This is a genomic window from Nesterenkonia sp. YGD6 (genome assembly GCF_022565895.1).
GTDB lineage: Bacteria > Actinomycetota > Actinomycetes > Actinomycetales > Micrococcaceae > Nesterenkonia.
The window spans coordinates 118,630-134,372 of the sequence record NZ_JAJOYY010000001.1 but is presented as its reverse complement, the minus strand read 5'-3'; the positions used below and the strand labels follow the sequence as shown (position 1 = coordinate 134,372).

At 67.9% G+C, this 15,743-nt stretch carries 14 protein-coding genes and 1 tRNA gene; 12 read left to right on the top strand and 3 right to left on the bottom strand.

The features are described from left to right. Window positions 1–134 precede the first annotated feature (134 nt). From LTI14_RS00610 to LTI14_RS00600, 3 genes are all read left to right on the top strand, one after another. A tRNA-Leu gene (locus LTI14_RS00610) sits at window positions 135–218 on the top strand. Window positions 219–451: 233 nt separating this feature from the next. After that, complete coding sequence (locus tag LTI14_RS00605) at window positions 452–1,642, top strand: sulfurtransferase (RefSeq protein WP_241475243.1); 1,191 nt, start codon at window positions 452–454, stop codon at window positions 1,640–1,642. 105 nt (window positions 1,643–1,747) lie between these two features. Next, window positions 1,748–2,989, top strand: coding sequence for a YeeE/YedE family protein (locus tag LTI14_RS00600; RefSeq protein ID WP_241475241.1), 1,242 nt, complete (start codon window positions 1,748–1,750; stop codon window positions 2,987–2,989). Between the two features lie 27 nt (window positions 2,990–3,016). Here the strand turns inward: LTI14_RS00600 and LTI14_RS00595 are convergent, their stop codons facing one another. Beyond that, on the bottom strand, window positions 3,017–3,778 hold the full coding sequence (locus LTI14_RS00595; RefSeq protein WP_241469972.1) for a lysophospholipid acyltransferase family protein: 762 nt from the start codon (window positions 3,776–3,778) through the stop codon (window positions 3,017–3,019). A 65-nt stretch (window positions 3,779–3,843) separates the two neighbouring features. On the opposite strand from LTI14_RS00595, the gene LTI14_RS00590 reads away from it, so the two are divergent. The 4 genes from LTI14_RS00590 to LTI14_RS00575 all read left to right on the top strand — a co-directional run bounded on the left by LTI14_RS00590 (window position 3,844) and on the right by LTI14_RS00575 (window position 8,462). Next, window positions 3,844–4,590 carry an alpha/beta hydrolase gene (locus LTI14_RS00590; RefSeq protein WP_241464312.1) on the top strand — a complete coding sequence of 249 codons (747 nt, stop codon included), beginning with the start codon at window positions 3,844–3,846 and terminating at the stop codon, window positions 4,588–4,590. Further along, window positions 4,587–4,982, top strand: coding sequence for a hypothetical protein (locus tag LTI14_RS00585; RefSeq protein WP_241469971.1), 396 nt, complete (start codon window positions 4,587–4,589; stop codon window positions 4,980–4,982). Before LTI14_RS00590 ends, LTI14_RS00585 begins: the two co-directional genes overlap by 4 nt. Before the next feature lie 96 nt (window positions 4,983–5,078). Further along, window positions 5,079–6,902 carry an AMP-dependent synthetase/ligase gene (locus LTI14_RS00580; protein ID WP_241475239.1) on the top strand — a complete coding sequence of 608 codons (1,824 nt, stop codon included), beginning with the start codon at window positions 5,079–5,081 and terminating at the stop codon, window positions 6,900–6,902. Between the two features lie 189 nt (window positions 6,903–7,091). Next, the gene (locus tag LTI14_RS00575; protein WP_241475819.1) at window positions 7,092–8,462 is read left to right on the top strand and encodes a class II 3-deoxy-7-phosphoheptulonate synthase; all 1,371 of its coding nucleotides are present in this window, start codon (window positions 7,092–7,094) and stop codon (window positions 8,460–8,462) included. A 76-nt stretch (window positions 8,463–8,538) separates the two neighbouring features. On the opposite strand, the gene LTI14_RS00570 is transcribed toward LTI14_RS00575, so the two are convergent. Both LTI14_RS00570 and LTI14_RS00565 read right to left on the bottom strand, forming a co-directional pair. After that, the gene (locus LTI14_RS00570; protein ID WP_241475237.1) at window positions 8,539–9,996 is read right to left on the bottom strand and encodes a protein kinase domain-containing protein; all 1,458 of its coding nucleotides are present in this window, start codon (window positions 9,994–9,996) and stop codon (window positions 8,539–8,541) included. 78 nt (window positions 9,997–10,074) lie between these two features. Next, window positions 10,075–11,163, bottom strand: coding sequence for a polyprenyl synthetase family protein (locus LTI14_RS00565; protein WP_241475235.1), 1,089 nt, complete (start codon window positions 11,161–11,163; stop codon window positions 10,075–10,077). Window positions 11,164–11,181: 18 nt separating this feature from the next. Between LTI14_RS00565 and dinB the strand changes: the two genes are divergently transcribed. The 5 genes from dinB (at window position 11,182) to LTI14_RS00540 (ending at window position 15,717) form a co-directional block, all read left to right on the top strand. Next, window positions 11,182–12,375: a DNA polymerase IV gene (gene dinB / locus LTI14_RS00560; protein WP_241464317.1), complete on the top strand. Its 1,194-nt coding sequence runs from the start codon at window positions 11,182–11,184 to the stop codon at window positions 12,373–12,375. Window positions 12,376–12,518: 143 nt separating this feature from the next. Next, window positions 12,519–12,920: a DUF3040 domain-containing protein gene (locus LTI14_RS00555; RefSeq protein WP_241475227.1), complete on the top strand. Its 402-nt coding sequence runs from the start codon at window positions 12,519–12,521 to the stop codon at window positions 12,918–12,920. 486 nt (window positions 12,921–13,406) lie between these two features. After that, window positions 13,407–13,838: a division/cell wall cluster transcriptional repressor MraZ gene (mraZ, locus tag LTI14_RS00550; protein ID WP_241464319.1), complete on the top strand. Its 432-nt coding sequence runs from the start codon at window positions 13,407–13,409 to the stop codon at window positions 13,836–13,838. 197 nt (window positions 13,839–14,035) lie between these two features. After that, a complete protein-coding gene (gene rsmH, locus LTI14_RS00545; RefSeq protein ID WP_241464320.1) occupies window positions 14,036–15,043 on the top strand; it encodes a 16S rRNA (cytosine(1402)-N(4))-methyltransferase RsmH in 1,008 nt (335 codons plus the stop codon). Next, a complete protein-coding gene (locus LTI14_RS00540; RefSeq protein WP_241464321.1) occupies window positions 15,040–15,717 on the top strand; it encodes a hypothetical protein in 678 nt (225 codons plus the stop codon). The genes rsmH and LTI14_RS00540 overlap by 4 nt, the downstream gene beginning before the upstream one ends. Window positions 15,718–15,743: the final 26 nt, after the last annotated feature.

Genomic DNA, 15,743 nt, shown 5'->3' with positions numbered 1-15,743 from the left:
GTGAGCCGCCCGGGGGTCCCTGCGGCAGCCCGGCGATTAGGCATCCGGTCCAGATTATGGGTAATATGTTTCTCGCTGCCGGGGAGCGATCGCCGGTTGTGAGACAGGCCCGAAAGAGCCTGAACAGCAGGTATGCGCGAGTGGCGGAATAGGTAGACGCGCTGGCTTCAGGTGCCAGTGCCTTCACGGGCGTGGGGGTTCAAGTCCCCCCTCGCGCACAGAGTATCGAACAACAGCGAAGGCCCCGTCTCCGATGATCACGATCATCGGAGACGGGGCCTTCGCTGTGTCCGGACCTCCTTTTCCTGCATCGGGGCGGGTCCTTGGGCATGGCGCATCCACGGCGCCCGCAAAGAATGTGTCTCTATGTGAACGCAAAGTTGTACATAGTTGAAGATAATGTCTCATAGTGGTGCTCAGCACACTTCGTCCCACTACGAGAGGCGCACCGATGAGCACCGATGAGACGACTGCCGGGCCAGCGGCCCCGGCGCCGAAGAAATCCCCGGGCAAGACCGTGATCGCCGTGGTCGCCGCGACGGCACTGGCCGGGACGGCTGGCTTCGTGGTGGCGAACTCCACGGGAGATGACCCGGCAAGCGGCTCGTCCACCGCATCCGGGGCCGCCGAGACCGGCGACGGCGAGACCGCCACCACGGTCGTGGCCGTGGACATTCCGGGGGAGAATCGCGGGTTCGACGACGTCCACACCGATGAGCCGCTGGTCAGCACCGACTGGCTGGCTGAACGCCTCGATGAGGGAGACCTCCACGAGCAGGACATCGTGCTGCTGGACGTCTCGGAGGACCTGCCCAGTTCCGAGCTCACCCCATACGCCGAGGCGCACATCCCGCAGGCACAGTATGTGGAATGGTCTCAGGAGTTCACCGCGCCGAACACTCGTGAGTTCATCTCCGCCGAAGCGTTCACCGAGCTGGCCCAGTCGCTGGGCATCAATGAGGACTCGACCGTGGTCCTCTACGGGGACAACAACAACTGGTTCGCCGCCTACGCCTCCTGGGTGTTCAACCTCTACGGCGTCGAAGACGTGGTGCTGCTCGACGGAGGTCTGCACAGATGGGAGCTCTATGACGAGCGCAAACTCGTCGAAGAGGTTCCCGCGGTTCCGGCGGGGAACTTCCAGGCCAGTCCGCAGAACCACGACATCCGCGCCTTCCAGCCTGAGGTGCTCGAGGTTGCGGAGCAGAACACCGAGGCCGACGGCGACGCCGTGGCCGCCGTCAACCTGGTCGACATCCGTTCGGCCGAGGAGCACGACGGCGAGGTCGGCGTGGACCCCGACATCTTCCAGGGCGAGGGCGCCGCGGTTTGGGGTCACATCCCCGGCTCCGTGAACGTCACCTGGACCCAGATCGTCGACGAGGAGACCGGAGAGTTCCTCTCCGCCGAGGAGATCCGCAGCATCTACGAAGCGGCCGGGGTGGACTTCCAGAACCCGATCATCGCCTACTGCCGGATCGGGGAGCGCGCCTCCCACACCTGGTACGCGCTGAGCCAGATCCTCGGCGAAGAGGTCAAGGTCTACGACGGCTCCTGGTCGGAATGGGGCAACAGCGTCGGGGTGCCGGTGGCGAACAACTCCGGGCAGCGCGCCGGACTCTGGGGCCAGTCCGGAGACTGACCTCTGCCACGTGACCTCTGAGCGTGGAACATCTGAGCGCGGAACATCTCAGGAACCGGGCCCGCCGCGGTGGGCCCGGTTCCCCCCGTGCAGGAAGGGAACCTCATGACCGTCGACGTCAGAGCAGACCGAGAGCTGGGCTGGACCCGTGCGGACACCGTCCGCACCACGATCGCGGTCGCAGTCGCAGCGGTGCTGCTGGGACTGGCCTGGTATCTCTCCGCCACGGAGGGGGAGGGGGTCGGTGGCTCCAACGCCGCCCTGATGCTGCTCGTCGGTGCAGGGCTGGGCATCCTGTTCGAGCGCGGCCGGTACTGCTTCTTCTGCGTATTCCGAGACCTCTTCGAGAAGCATGACAGCAGAGGGATGTACGCGATCCTGGTCTCGATCGCTGTCGGCACGATCGGCTACGCGGTGATCTTCTCCACCCGGATTCCCACGCCCACCGCGGACAACGTGCCGACGGACGCGCATATCGCCCCGGTCTCGCTGGCACTGGTCATCGCCGGACTCTCCTTCGGGCTGGGCATGGTGATCTCCGGGGGCTGCATCGCCGGGCACCTGTACCGTCTCCCGGAGGGTCACCTGCGGTCCATACCGGCCCTGCTCGGCGTCGTCCTGGGCTTCGGTCTCGGGTTCCTCAGCTGGGACACCATGTACTCCCGGTTCATCCTCGGCTCCCCGGCCACCTGGCTGGCGGCGGACAACGGGTACGCGCTCGCGGTGCTGCTGCAGCTCGGCGTGCTGGTGTGCCTGGGGGTCTGGCTGCTGCGCTGGAACCCGCCGGTCCAAGGTCGAGGCGACCGGACGGTGGACGCCACCGAAGTTCGACGGCTCGTGTTCTTCAAGCGCTGGCCGGCGCTGTTCACCGGCTCCAGTGTCGGAATCCTGGCGATTCTGGCCTACTACAAGGACCAGCCGCTGGGGGTCACCCAGCAGATCTCCTCGATGACCCGGACGTCCATGACCGAGGCCGGCTGGATGGAGCGCCTCATGCCGGGGCTCGACGAGCGCCTGGCCGGATGCGTGGCCATCGTGGTCCACACCATCACCACCAACGGCTGGCTGATCGTCGGGATCGTATTGGCTTCGCTGGCCGTGGCGCTGCCGGGTCGGCGCGTGCGGCTCGAGAAGACCACGGCGTTCAACTCGGTCACCGCCCTCGGCGGAGGGGTGCTGCTGGGCTGGGGTGCGATGATCGGGCTGGGCTGCACCATCGGGGTCCTGCTCTCCGGGACGCAGGCGCTCGCGCTCTCCGGATGGGTGTTCGGCGCGGCGATCGTCCTCGCGGCCGGCCTGGGGTTCCGCTTCGGCCTGCACCGGAAGGCTGCGCCGGGGGTGTTCTGAGCGCCCCGGGATGTGGCCGTGCCTCGCCTAGTCGGCGGACGGGTCCACGGTGCGGCGCCCGCTGTGGTGGCGCAGCGCCTTGCGCGCCGCCTTCGCGTCGGCCTTCTCCGCCTCCAGCTGACGCTTCACATCCGAGGCGTACACATCGACGTATTCCTGGCCAGAGAGCCGCATGATCCGGTACATGATCTCGTCGGCCACGGCGCGCTGGGCGAAGCGATCCTCGGCGTTGTCGTAGTACGACTCGAAGGTCATCGGTTCGCCCACGATCATCCCCACCCGGCCCAGCCGGGGGATGTTCTTCCCGATCGGCTGGACCTTGTCGGTGCCGATCAGGGCGATCGGGATCACCGGAGCGCGGGTGTTCAGCGCCAGCCGCGCGATGCCGAGCTTGCCGCGGTAGAGCCGCCCGTCCGGGCTGCGCGTGCCCTCGGGGTAGATGCCCAGCACCTCTCCGTCGCGCAGCGCCTGCTCCCCGGCGTTCAGCGAGTCCTGGCTGGCCTTGCCGCCTGAGCGGTCCATCGGGATCTGGCCCGAGAGGTCGAAGAACTTCCGCATCCCCCACCCGTAGGCGCCTTGTTTGCCCCAGTAGTCGTCCTTCGCCATGAAGTGCACCTGCCGAGGCACCTTCACCGGCATGAACACCGAATCGGAGAAGGACATGTGGTTCGACGCCAGGATCGCCGGACCTTCGCTGGGGATGTTGTGCAGGCCGCGGACCCAGGGGCGGAACACCGTGTTGACCACCGGGGCCACGACGAATTTCTTGGCGACGCTGTAGAACGACACGGTGTGAGGGGGTCCTTTCAGGCGGCTGAGCTTGGAGACCACTGTAGAGGCAATAGAGTGAAGGAATGGACATGTCCGGCTTCGGAGTTTCCGTCTTCCACGGATTCACCTCCACGCCCGCTTCGATGCGCCCGCTCGCCGACGCGCTGCAGGCGGCAGGCTTCACGGTGGATCTCCCGCTGCTGCCCGGTCACGGCACGAGCTGGGAGGAGCTGGCGAGCACCCCGCGCGCTGAGATCATGCGCGCGGCGCTGGCCAGCTACGACCGGCTCGCCGCCCGCTGCCCCCGGGTGGCGACCGTGGGCCTTTCGATGGGAGGGTCGCTGGCGCTGCATGTGGCAGCCCACCGTGGGGTGGAGGCCGTCTCGGTGATCAATCCCGGACTCCGGCTGGCGCCGCTCACCGGACCGAAGGCCTGGGCGCTGGGCCGGATCCGGCCATCGGTGGCGAGCATCGCCGGAGACATCGCCAAGCCCGACGTCGTGGAGGAGGCCTACGCGCAGACCCCGCTGCGCGCCGTCGTCGAGCTCGACCGACTCTTCGCGCAGGTCCGCCGCGAGCTTCCGGTGCTCGCCCGTCGGGGCACGCCGGTGCTGCTGTTCCGCTCAGGCGTGGACAACGTCCTGCCCCCTTCCTCAGCCGATACCCTGGGCAGGGCGCTCTCGGCGGAGCAGCTCGAGGTCGTGGCGCTCACCCGCAGCCAGCACGTGGCGACGCTTGACCATGAGGCCGAGATCATCCACGAGCAGCTGATTGATTTTCTTCACCGACGGCACCACGCCGCCGAGCCCCCTGAGAGGATGGCGCCATGAGCACCTATCGCGACGACGAACCCAGCAGAGTCTTCGGTCGAGGCGGCCGCTCACGGCCGCTGCCCGGCCAGGGAGGTCCGGGCCAGGGTCAGGGCGGCCCGGGTCAGGGTCCCCGGGATCACAGCGTGGATGACTCCGCGCTCGAAGAGATCGACGACTTCCAGCCGCCCAACCCGAAGAACCCGCTCGCCGGCGCCAAGCCTGCCGTGGTGCTCGGGGCGGTGCTCAGCATCGGCGCGATCCTGGCGCTGATCATCGTGCCGTTCCTGCCGCTGAATGCGCCCGGCTGGACCGTGCCTGCGCTGATCGGCGTGGTGCTGGCCGGACTGGTCATCCTCTTCCTGCAGATGCCGCGCAGCCGCACCGGGTCAGGCGACGGCGCACAGGTCTGAGCAAGTTTTCCGCGGGGACACGAATCATCCAGCTACCGTTCAGTAATGAGCTGTGAGACGATGATGTGAGATAGCACACACGATGGAGGAGTCCCCGTGAAGGAAATCGCAACACCGCCCGCAGTCGATGTTCCCGCCGAGCTGAACATCACTGACCTGCTCGAACGTCAGGTCACCGCGGACCCGCAGAACATCCTCTTCGGTCGCCAGCTCACCCCGGGCCAGTGGACCGACGTCAGCGCCGCCGAGTTCCGCGACCAGGTGGTGCAGCTCGCCAAGGGCATCATCGGTTCCGGCGTCGAGGTCGGTGACCGGGTCGCCATCATGGCCCCCACCCGCTACGAGTGGACGCTGCTCGACTTCGCGATCTTCTACGCCGGTGCCGTGACCGTGCCGGTCTACGAGACGTCTTCGCCCTCCCAGGTCGCGTGGATCATCGAAGACGCCGGCGTGAAGCTGCTCGTCGCCGAGACCCCGGCCCACCAGAAGATCGTCGAGCGCGCCGTCGCCCAGGAGAACCTCACGGGTCTGGGCAACGTCTACACCATCGAAGGCTCCGGCCTGGATCAGCTGCGCGCCAAGGGCGCTGAGGTCACCGAGGCGCAGGTCGCCACTCGACGCAGCGCCGCCGTCGGTGCTGACCTCGCGACGATCATCTACACCTCCGGGACCACCGGGCGGCCCAAGGGCTGCGAGCTGACCCACTCGAACTTCACCGAGCTCTCGCTCCAGGCGCTGGGCTCCTCGCTGGGCACGGTGGTCGACAAGAACGCCTCCACGGTGATGTTCATCCCGCTGGCCCACGTCTTCGCCCGCTTCATCTCCGTGCTCGCCGTCGCCGGCGGCTCCCGGGTCGGACACACCTCCGACATCAAGGAGCTGGTGGACGACCTGGGCACCTTCCACCCGACCTTCCTGCTGGCGGTGCCGCGGGTCTTCGAGAAGATCTACAACGCCGCGATGCTCAAGGCCGAGTCCGACGGCAAGGGAGCCATCTTCGAGAAGGCGGCGAACACCGCCATCGAATGGTCCCGCGCCAAGCAGAACGGCAAGGTCCCCTTCACCCTGGGGCTCAAGCACACGGTCTTCGACAAGCTCGTCTACTCCAAGCTGCGCGCCCGGATGGGCGGACAGGTCGCCCATGCGGTCTCCGGCGGCTCGCCGCTGGGGGAGCGGCTCGGCCACTTCTTCTACGGCGTGGGCGTGCAGATCCTCGAGGGCTACGGGCTGACCGAGACCACGGCGCCGCTGACCGTGAACACCCCTGCGCTGAGCAAGATCGGCACCGTCGGGGCGCCGCTTCCCGGATGCGCGGTGAAGATCGCTGAGGACGGCGAGATCCTCGGCCGCGGCATCTGCGTCTTCCGCGGCTACCACAACCGGCCCGAGCTGAACCAGGAGATCTTCACCGACACCGGCTGGTTCCGCACCGGCGACGTCGGCACCCTGGACTCCGACGGCTGCCTCACCATCACCGGCCGCAAGAAGGAGATCCTGGTCACCGCGACCGGGAAGAACGTCTCACCGGCCCAGCTGGAAGACCTGATGCGCTCCGACGCGATCGTCTCCCAGGCTGTGGTGGTCGGCGACAACCGGCCCTTCGTGGCGGCGCTGATCACCCTGGACGAGGAGACCCTGCCGCAGTGGCTCGAGCGCAAGGGACTGGACCCCAAGACTCCGGTCTCCGAGCTGGCGAAGCACGAGACGATCATCGCCCACGTGCAGTCGGTGGTCGACCGGGCGAACGAGTCGGTCTCCCGCGCCGAATCGATCCGCGACTTCCGGCTGCTGCACACCGACTTCACCATCGAATCCGGCCACCTCACCCCCTCCCTGAAGATCAAGCGACCTGTGGTGATGAAGGACTTCGCCGAAGAGGTCGAGGCGCTCTACACCGAGGCTGCCGCCAAGAAGGGCTGAGCAGCAAGAGACGCTGAAACCTTCAGACGTCGATCGATGCAGAACAGCTGAGGAGCCCGGGGGCGCACACCGCCCCCGGGCTCACTCCGTCCGCATGATGGAATGGCGCTCCGCCATTAGGTGCGCCCGTGCGCGGCGGACTACCCTGAACAGGTGACTACCACGCCAGAGCCCCGAACCGACGCCCCGCTGACCGCCCCCGGAGAGATCCTCCACGTCGGGGCAGCAGACTATCCGGGCCTGGACGAGTGGCGTTCATTGCCGCTGAGCCAGCAGCCGGACTGGCGCAGCCACGAAGACTTCGACTCCGCCTATGCGGAGCTCTCCGCGCACCCTCCGCTGGTCTTCGCCGGGGAGGTCGACAAGCTCAAGCGACGCCTGGCCAAGGTTGCCAACGGTGAGGCGTTCCTGCTCCAGGGCGGCGACTGCGCCGAGACCTTCGACGGCGTCACCGCCGACCGGATCAGTGCCAAGATCAAGACCATCCTGCAGATGGCCGTCGTGCTCACCTACGGCGCCTCGCTGCCGGTGGTGAAGATGGGGCGCATGGCCGGGCAGTACGCCAAGCCGCGCTCCTCCGATGTGGAGACCCGCGACGGCGTGACGCTGCCGACCTTCCGCGGCGAGATCGTCAACGGCTTCGAGTTCACCGAGGAATCCCGCGTGCCCGACCCCAAGCGGATGGTCGCGGCCTACCACAAGTCCGCCGCCACGCTGAACCTGGTCCGGGCCTTCACCGAGGGCGGCTTCGCCGACCTTCGCGCGGTGCAGCAGTGGAACAAGGGATTCATGGAGAACCCCGCCCACGCCCGCTATGAGCAGCTCGCCGGGGAGATCGACCGCGCGGTGCGCTTTATGGAGGCCTGCGGTGCTGACTTTGAAGGACTCAAGCGCACCGAGTTCTACGCCGCCCACGAGGCGCTGCTGCTGGACTACGAGCGCGCACTGACCCGGATCGACTCCCGCACCGGAAAGCCCTACGTGACTTCCGGCCACTTCGTCTGGATCGGCGAGCGGACCCGCGAGCTCGACGGCGCACACATGGACTACCTCTCCCGGGTGCAGAACCCGGTCGGGGTCAAGCTGGGCCCCAGCACCACCCCGGAGACCGTCATGGCGATCATCGACAAGCTTGATCCCGAGCGGGAGCCCGGACGGCTGACCTTCATCGTGCGGATGGGCGCCTCCAACGTCCGGGAGAAGCTCCCGCCGCTGGTGACCGCGGTGCGCGACTCCGGCGCCAAGGTGGTCTGGGTGACCGACCCGATGCACGGCAACACCATCACAGCCGACAACGGCTACAAGACCCGCCGCTTCGACGACATCCTCGACGAGGTGCGCGGCTTCTTCGAGGTCCACCGCTCGCTGGGCACCTACCCGGGTGGGCTGCACGTGGAGATGACCGGCGACGACGTCGCCGAGTGCCTCGGCGGCTCCGACGTGGTCGACGAATCAGCCTTCGATCAGCGCTATGAGTCCCTGGTGGACCCGCGGCTGAACCACAAGCAGTCCCTGGAGCTGGCGTTCCTGGTGGCAGAGTCCCTCACCCAGGTGAGATAGGCCCCAGCGGCAGGTTCTCGGGACGGGCCGCTGACGCGGGCCACAGGCGAACCGGTCCCAGGCCGCGCGCAGGTCCTCAGCCCCCGAGGCTGGGGATCAGCGCGCTGCTCACGCCGATCCAGCCGGCCAGCAGCACCAGCAGGGCGCTGCCGATCATGATCGCGGCGATCATCAGCCAGACCCGGGTGGCATCGGGGCCGGCAAGCTCGACCGTGGGGCGCTGACGCTCGCGCTTCTCCGTGCGGACCCGTTCCACCGGCCGTCGGGCGCCGACGGAGGGCTGCATGCCGGTCGCCGGCTCTGCGACGCTGAGCCGGGGCGGGCGCAGCTGCAGCCCGCTGGTGGGCACCTCGGTGACCAGCTGGCGATCCTCCTCGGCCAGGCTCGAGGGGCGCCCGTGGGCGGCGTCGCGATGCTCGGCCTCCAGGTGGGTGGTCCGCGCGTTGCCCAGGGCCGCGTCGATGTCCTCGTCCCAGGGCTGCAGGTCGTCGGGCTGCGGCTCGGCCCCGGGAGTCTCGAACTGGGAAGCCGATGCCTGCTGCGCTCCGGTCTCCAGGAAGGCCTCGTCGGAGTCCCCGGGCAGCATCGTGGTGGGCCGCTGGCCGGTGCGCTCGGACGCTCGTGCGGAGACGCCCATGGCGGGGATCGGTCGCGTCGCGGGGCTGCTGAGCGCGCCGTCGAAGTCGAGCTCGGCGTCGCTGAGCAGGCCGCGGGTCTCACGCAGCATCTTCAGCAGCTCATCGGCGTTCTTCGGCCGCAGCGCCACCTCGGGCCGGGTGGCGATGCTGACCAGGTCATCGAGCTCGCCGGCGAGTCCCTGGACCTGAGCCGAGGGGACCGGCACGGTGGAGTTTACGTGCTGGTAGGCGACCCGCACGGGGGAGTCTCCGGTGAAGGGCTGCACGCCGGTGAGCATCTCGTAGAGCAGGATGCCGATGGCGTAGATGTCGGAGCGCTCATCGGCTCCCTCTCCGGAGAGCAGCTCCGGAGAGATATAGGCCACGGTGCCCATCAGCGTCGAGGTCCCGGAGTGGTGGGTCGCGGCGCGGGCCAGCCCCAGATCGGCAAGCTTGATCCGCCCGTCATGGGAGACCAGCACGTTCTCCGGCTTGATGTCTCGGTGGACCAGGCCGGCGCGGTGTGCCGCAGCCAGGCCCTGCAGAATCGAGTCCATGTAGGTCAGCGCCAGCCGAGGCGTCATCGCCCCGTGCTTGAGCAGCGTGCGCAGGGTGGCGCCGGGGACGTACTCCATCACCAGGTAGGCGGTCTCCTGGGCCTGTCCCTGATCGAGCACCTGGACCACATTGGGGTGGGCGATCAGCGCGGAGTTCCGGGCCTCCTGCTCGAATCGCTCCACGACCTTGCGATCCTCCGCCATGTGCGGGAACAGCACCTTCAGGGCGACCTCTCGGCCGAGCCGCTGGTCCTGGGCGCGGTAGACCGTGGACATGCCGCCACGTGCGATGCGCTCATCGATCACATAGCGGTCATCGATCCTGGAACCTATCCACGGGTCAATCTGTTCAGAGCTCACAGCCCCAGGGTATCGAACCTGCCCAACTCCGAGTTGCCGCGGCGCGAGTCGATCCCGGGCCCCGCGCGGGTCTCGACGCTAGACCGTGCGCAGCACCAGGTGTCCGCGCAGCTGGTCGAACTCCTCGAGCACCTCCGCGGAGACGCCGAGATCCACGAGGTGCTGCGTCCGGGCGACGCTCTCGCCGGTGAGCTTCTCGATGCTGCGCTCGACCTCGTCGACGGCTCCAGACTCGGTGAGGATGGCGCGGGCCCGCTCCACCTGCTCCTCGCTCAGCGCCGGGTCTCCCAGCATCTGGCTGAGCTCCTGGGCTCCCGCCGCGGAGGAGCGGAACAGCCCGTAGGCGATGAGCTCGGTGCGCTTGCCCTCACGCAGATCATCACCGACCGGCTTGCCGGTGGTCTCCGGGTCTCCGAAGACCCCGAGCAGATCGTCGCGCAGCTGAAACGCCTCTCCTACCGGCAGCGCCGCCGCGGCGAAGGCGCGGCACAGCTGGTCCGAGCCGCCGGCCAGGGCCGCGCCGAGGACCACCGGGTACTCGGTGGAGTACTTGGCAGCCTTGTAGCGCAGCACCCCGCGGGCCCGACTGACCGCCTCGGTCTCGGTGTCGGCCGGGGTGCGCACCTCCTCCAGCACGTCGAGGTACTGCCCGGTGATGACCTCGGTGTGCATCTGATGGAAGGTCCGCGCGGCGAGCGGACTGCTCGCCAGCCCGTCCTGGGCGGCGGTGGACTGGGCATGGAAGAAGGCCTCCGAGGCCCAGGCGAGGGCGAGGTCGCCGGAGAGGATCGCACCGGTGGTCCCGAAATGACCGCGGTCTCCGCTGAAGCCGGATTCGCGGTGGAGCTGCTCGAAGCGGATGTGCGCGCTGGGCAGACCCCGGCGGGTCGCGGAGCGGTCGATCACGTCGTCGTGGACCAGCGCAGCCGCCTGGAACAGCTCCAGCGCCACCCCCAGCTCGACGACGCCCGCGCCGCGCCCGGAGGCCGCCTGCCAGCCCAGTCGTGCCAGGGCGGGACGCATCTTCTTCCCACCCCGGGTCAGTGACATCAGCGCCGTGACCAAGGGGACCGCGTGTTGGGAGACTGCATGGACCTCTGCGTGCCGCGCCTCGAGAAAGCCGGCGCACCTCGCGTTGACCTCGCTGATGAATTCTTCGCGCTTCATGGCGGATAGCCTATCGGTATGGCACCGTCCCCACCGGCTGATTCACGCGTCCTCGCGCATGTGGATATGGATGCCTACTACGTGGAGGTCGAGCTGCTCACCCGCCCCGAGCTGCGCGGGCGCAAGATCATCGTCGCGCAGGACTCGGGTCGCTCCGTGGTGCTCTCGGCCTCCTATGAGGCCCGCGCGGACGGGGTGCGCTCGGCGATGCCGCTGGCCCGGGCGCGCCGGGCCAGTCCCGATGCCGTCGTGATCTCGCCCCACATGGACGTCTACCGAGAGCTCTCGCGGCGGATCATGAGCTATTTCGACACCGTCACCGACGCCGTGGAGCAGCTCAGCGTGGACGAGGCCTTCCTCGATCTCACCGGGGCTCGACGGCGGTTGGGCGGACCCGAGCAGATCGGGCAGAAGATCCGCCGTGAGATCCGTGAGGAGTTCAACCTCCCCGCCACCGTGGGGATCGCCGACCGCAAGTTCATCGCCAAGATCGCCTCCACCCGGGCAAAGCCGGACGGGCTGATGCTGGTCCCGCCGCACCGCCGCCTGGAGTTCCTGCATTCCCTGCCGGTGACCGCGATGTGGGGCGTCGGGGGAAAGACCGCAGAGTCCCTGAAGGCCTTCGGGATCACCACGGTGCTCCAGCTCGCAGAGACCCCGGAACCGGCGCTGCGCCGCCGCTTCGGGGTCACCGGCACGGCATTGCACCGGCTGGCCTGGGGAGAGGACGCCCGCGAGGTCCAGCCGCACCGGATCGAGAAGTCCATCGGGGCCGAAGAGACCTTTGCGGTCGATGTCGAGGATGAAGCGGCGCTGCGCGCAGAGCTGCTGCGACTCAGTCACCGGGTCGCCGCGCGGCTGCGCGAGTCGGGGGTCTCCGCCGAGGGGATCAGCCTGAAGCTGCGCTACAGCGACTTCGAGACGCTGACCCGTTCGTCCACCCTCTCCCATCCCACCCATTCCGCACTGGCCATCTACGCCCGCGTGCTGGGGATGCTGGAACGGCTGGGGGAGCGGCCGCAGCCGGTGCGCCTGGTCGGAGTCCGGGCGGAACGGCTGGTGGATGAGGGAGGCTCGCTGCAGCTGAGCTTCGATCGCACGGAGACGAACTGGCTCGACGCCGAGAGTGCGCTCGACGCGATCGCGAAGAAATTCCCACAGGTCCAGACTGCTCCTGCCTCGCTGCTGCGCGCTCGCCGCGAGGATCCATGACTGGAGGGTTCCTGGGCACCAGCCCAGAGATCGCCGCAGGGCGGACTGCGGGCTAGGTCTGCGGTGACGAAACCGCTAGACTATACACCTAGGCGTATCCAGATCGTCCACCACGCCATACGACGACCGCGAGGAGCTTCACGATGCCACTGTCGGAGCGTGAACAGCGCATGCTCAAGCAGCTCGAAGAACAGCTGCAGTCGGAGGATCCGAGCTTCGCAAGCTCCATGCAGGACTCCCCGACGGGAAAGCTCAACGTGCGCAACATTGTGCTCGGCGCTCTGGTCGCAGTCCTCGGCATCGTCGTCCTGCTGGTCAGCATCTACAACCAGTGGATCCCTGTCGGTGTGATCGGCTTCCTGATCATGGGTGCAGGCGTCTACTACGCCACCACCGGAGGAACCTCCGGAAACTCCCGCGGCAACGGCGGCGGCAACGGCGGTGGAGGCGGCGGCGGCGGACCCCGCAGCTCGGCCCCGAGTCCGTCCGGAAACTTCATGACCGGACTCGAACAGCGCTGGGAAGAACGACGCCGGCAGGACTGACTCCTCCAGGCATCACCTGACTTCGAAAGGCCCCTCTCCGGAGGGGCCTTTTTCGTGCCTGATCGCAGCGCCTCCACTTCCCACCATCGGGTACCTCCACTTCCCACCACACAACACCCCCACTTCCCACCCCACAGCACCCCACATCCCGCCACAACGGTCCTCAGTTCCCGCAGCTGCGCCCGTCTCGCCTGGTCAGAGGCGGATCATCCAGGCTCTCGCGACGCTGCTCCGGGTCGCTCCGCACGGCGCGACACCTCACCCGGCGCACCCGGAGCGGGCCTGTCCGGGAGAAGCCCTCCACCGCCCTCCACCTGCACCTGAGTGGTATCACTCCAGGTCAGAGGCTTGAAATCGCCGACGTGGGGGAAGTGTCGGCCGTGCGACGGCAGATTTTGGTTGCAAGTGGGGGGAAGTGGGGTAAAGTGGAGCTCGGTAGAGGGAGAAGGAATGATTCTCCTCAACAAGTGAGGTGGTGAGTGTCCTTTGTTCCTGGGCACATACACGCCTCGCATGGATGAGAAGGCTCGCCTGATCCTTCCCGCGAAGTATCGCGAAGAACTGGCCAACGGCCTGGTCCTCACCCGCGGGCAGGAACGCTGCATCTATGTGTTCAGCACGGAAGAGTTCAAGAACGTCCATCAGCAGATGCGGCAGGCTCCTCTGACCTCACGCCAAGCACGCGACTACATCCGCGTATTCCTCTCCGGAGCCTCTGACGAGATTCCGGACAAGCAGGGCAGGATCACGGTTCCCGCCGCGCTGAGGGAGTACGCCGGACTGGACCGCGATGTCACGGTCATCGGAGCGGGAGACCGCGCCGAGATCTGGGACACCGCAGCCTGGAACGAGTACCTGGAGGCGAAGGAGTCGGAGTTCTCATCCACCGATGGGGACGCCATTCCCGGTCTCTTCTGAGCACCGAAGGCGCTCGACGTGACACGCCGACCGAACAAAGTACGACAAGTGAAGACGGTTCGAACACTTCAAGGGGATCCTTGGGTGAGTTCTTCCGCCGCCCGGCCGCACTCCTGACTTATCTTCCCCGATGTCAGGCAGCAGGCCGGAGCGGAGGAGGAGCTGGTCCAAGGATCCTTTCCCATGACGGAGGCAGTATGGCGCAACGAGAGACAGCAGACCGGCACGTGCCGGTGATGCGAGATCGCTGCATCAGACTGTTGGCCCTCGGAGTGGAGAACATCCGGGCCGCCGGCCACCGTCCCGTGGTCATCGACGCCACCCTGGGCATGGGCGGCCACGCCGAAGCCATGCTTGCGGCCGACTCCGAGGTGCTCGTGCTCGGCCTGGACCGGGATCCCCAGGCGCATGCCCTCGCGGCGCAGCGCCTCTCCGCCTACGGCGACCGCTTTCGCGGCATCCACACGGTCTACGACCGCGTGGACGAGGTCGCCGCAGAGGAGCTGGACTCCGATCAGCGAGTCGCCGGGGTGCTTCTCGACCTCGGGGTCTCCTCGCTGCAGCTGGACGAGGCCTCCCGCGGCTTCGCCTACTCCTACGATGCCCCGCTGGACATGCGCATGGATGCCTCGGAGGATTCCCCCGACGAGTCGGTCGCCGAGCTGCTGGCGCGGATCGAGGTGCCCGAGCTGAGGCGGATCCTGCGCGAATACGGCGAAGAGCGCTTCGCCGGACGCATCGCCTCGGCCATCGTCTCCCGGCGAGAGAGCCGCCCCTTCACCACGACCGCGGACCTCGCCGCCGTGGTGGACCGCGCGGTCCCCGCGGCTTCCAAGCGCACCGGGGGACACCCCGCCAAACGCACCTTCCAGGCCCTGCGCATCGCGGTCAACGAGGAGCTCGAGGTCCTGCAGCGCACCATCCCGAACGCCCTGGACGCCGTGGCGCCGGGCGGTCGGATCGTGGCGATGAGCTATCACTCGTTGGAGGACCGCATCGTGAAGCAGGCCTTCGCTCGACGCACCAAGTCCTCGGCGCCGACGGGGCTGCCCGTGGAGCTCGAAGAGCACAAGCCGACATTCAGATCCCTCACCCGCGGGGCAGAGCTGCCCGACGAGGCCGAGATCGCCGAGAACCCCCGCGCAGCGTCAGCGAAGCTGCGTGCAGTGGAGAAGCTGACCGACTCCAGGAGAACCGCCGCATGAGCGCAGAAGCACATTCCCTCGCCCCGGCCAGCCGCGGGTCACTGGCGCGCAGCCTCTCCTTCCCCGGACGCACCGACGACGCAGGCTCCCCAGCACGCCCCAGTCCGATGCTCCGCGCCCTGCCCAAGCTCCGGGGGCGGCAGAAGGGACTCATCGGCGGGATCATCGCACTGCTCGGGCTCGCGCTGACGATCGTGCTCGCGGTGAACATCCACGTGGCCAACGCGCAGTACACCGTCGTGGACCTGCAGAACCAGCACCTCTCGCTGGTCCAGGCGAACCAGGCGCTGACCGAAGAGGTCCAGCACCTGGAATCGCCGCAGGCGCTCTCCAGCGCCGCCGTCGGACTGGGCATGGTCATGCCTGCCGAGGCCGCGGCCCTGGACCTCGGCAACGGTGAGGTCACCGGCACCGCGGCGCCCGCGGACAGCGGCGACCGTCCCTCCAGCTTCGTGGCCTCGCCCGCAGTTCCCGGAGGCGACTCCGCCGCTGCGCTGAACGTCTCGGATGCCGTGACCGGCGCGCCGTCAGGGATTCTCGGCGGGGGCGCGTTGAACACGCTCATCGAGGCTCCCAGCGGGCAGAATGGCCAGGAGGCATCTGCAGGGACGCAAGACCAGTTCAGCCCTGCTGAACTCAACGGCGGGACCATACCGGCGCCCTCATTCGACTGATCGACTTGTTGGGAGAACGCTGACGC

What these genes read in the sequence shown, in the direction of transcription:
- dinB (WP_241464317.1), top strand. Translation starts at nt 11,182, where the DNA reads ATGGCACCGTCCCCACCGGCTGATTCACGCGTCCTCGCGCATGTGGAT.
- rsmH (WP_241464320.1), top strand. Translation starts at nt 14,036, where the DNA reads ATGGCGCAACGAGAGACAGCAGACCGGCACGTGCCGGTGATGCGAGAT.
- LTI14_RS00585 (WP_241469971.1), top strand. Translation starts at nt 4,587, where the DNA reads ATGAGCACCTATCGCGACGACGAACCCAGCAGAGTCTTCGGTCGAGGC.
- LTI14_RS00605 (WP_241475243.1), top strand. Translation starts at nt 452, where the DNA reads ATGAGCACCGATGAGACGACTGCCGGGCCAGCGGCCCCGGCGCCGAAG.
- LTI14_RS00540 (WP_241464321.1), top strand. Translation starts at nt 15,040, where the DNA reads ATGAGCGCAGAAGCACATTCCCTCGCCCCGGCCAGCCGCGGGTCACTG.
- LTI14_RS00600 (WP_241475241.1), top strand. Translation starts at nt 1,748, where the DNA reads ATGACCGTCGACGTCAGAGCAGACCGAGAGCTGGGCTGGACCCGTGCG.
- LTI14_RS00590 (WP_241464312.1), top strand. Translation starts at nt 3,844, where the DNA reads ATGGACATGTCCGGCTTCGGAGTTTCCGTCTTCCACGGATTCACCTCC.
- LTI14_RS00565 (WP_241475235.1), bottom strand. Translation starts at nt 11,163, where the DNA reads ATGAAGCGCGAAGAATTCATCAGCGAGGTCAACGCGAGGTGCGCCGGC.
- LTI14_RS00555 (WP_241475227.1), top strand. Translation starts at nt 12,519, where the DNA reads ATGCCACTGTCGGAGCGTGAACAGCGCATGCTCAAGCAGCTCGAAGAA.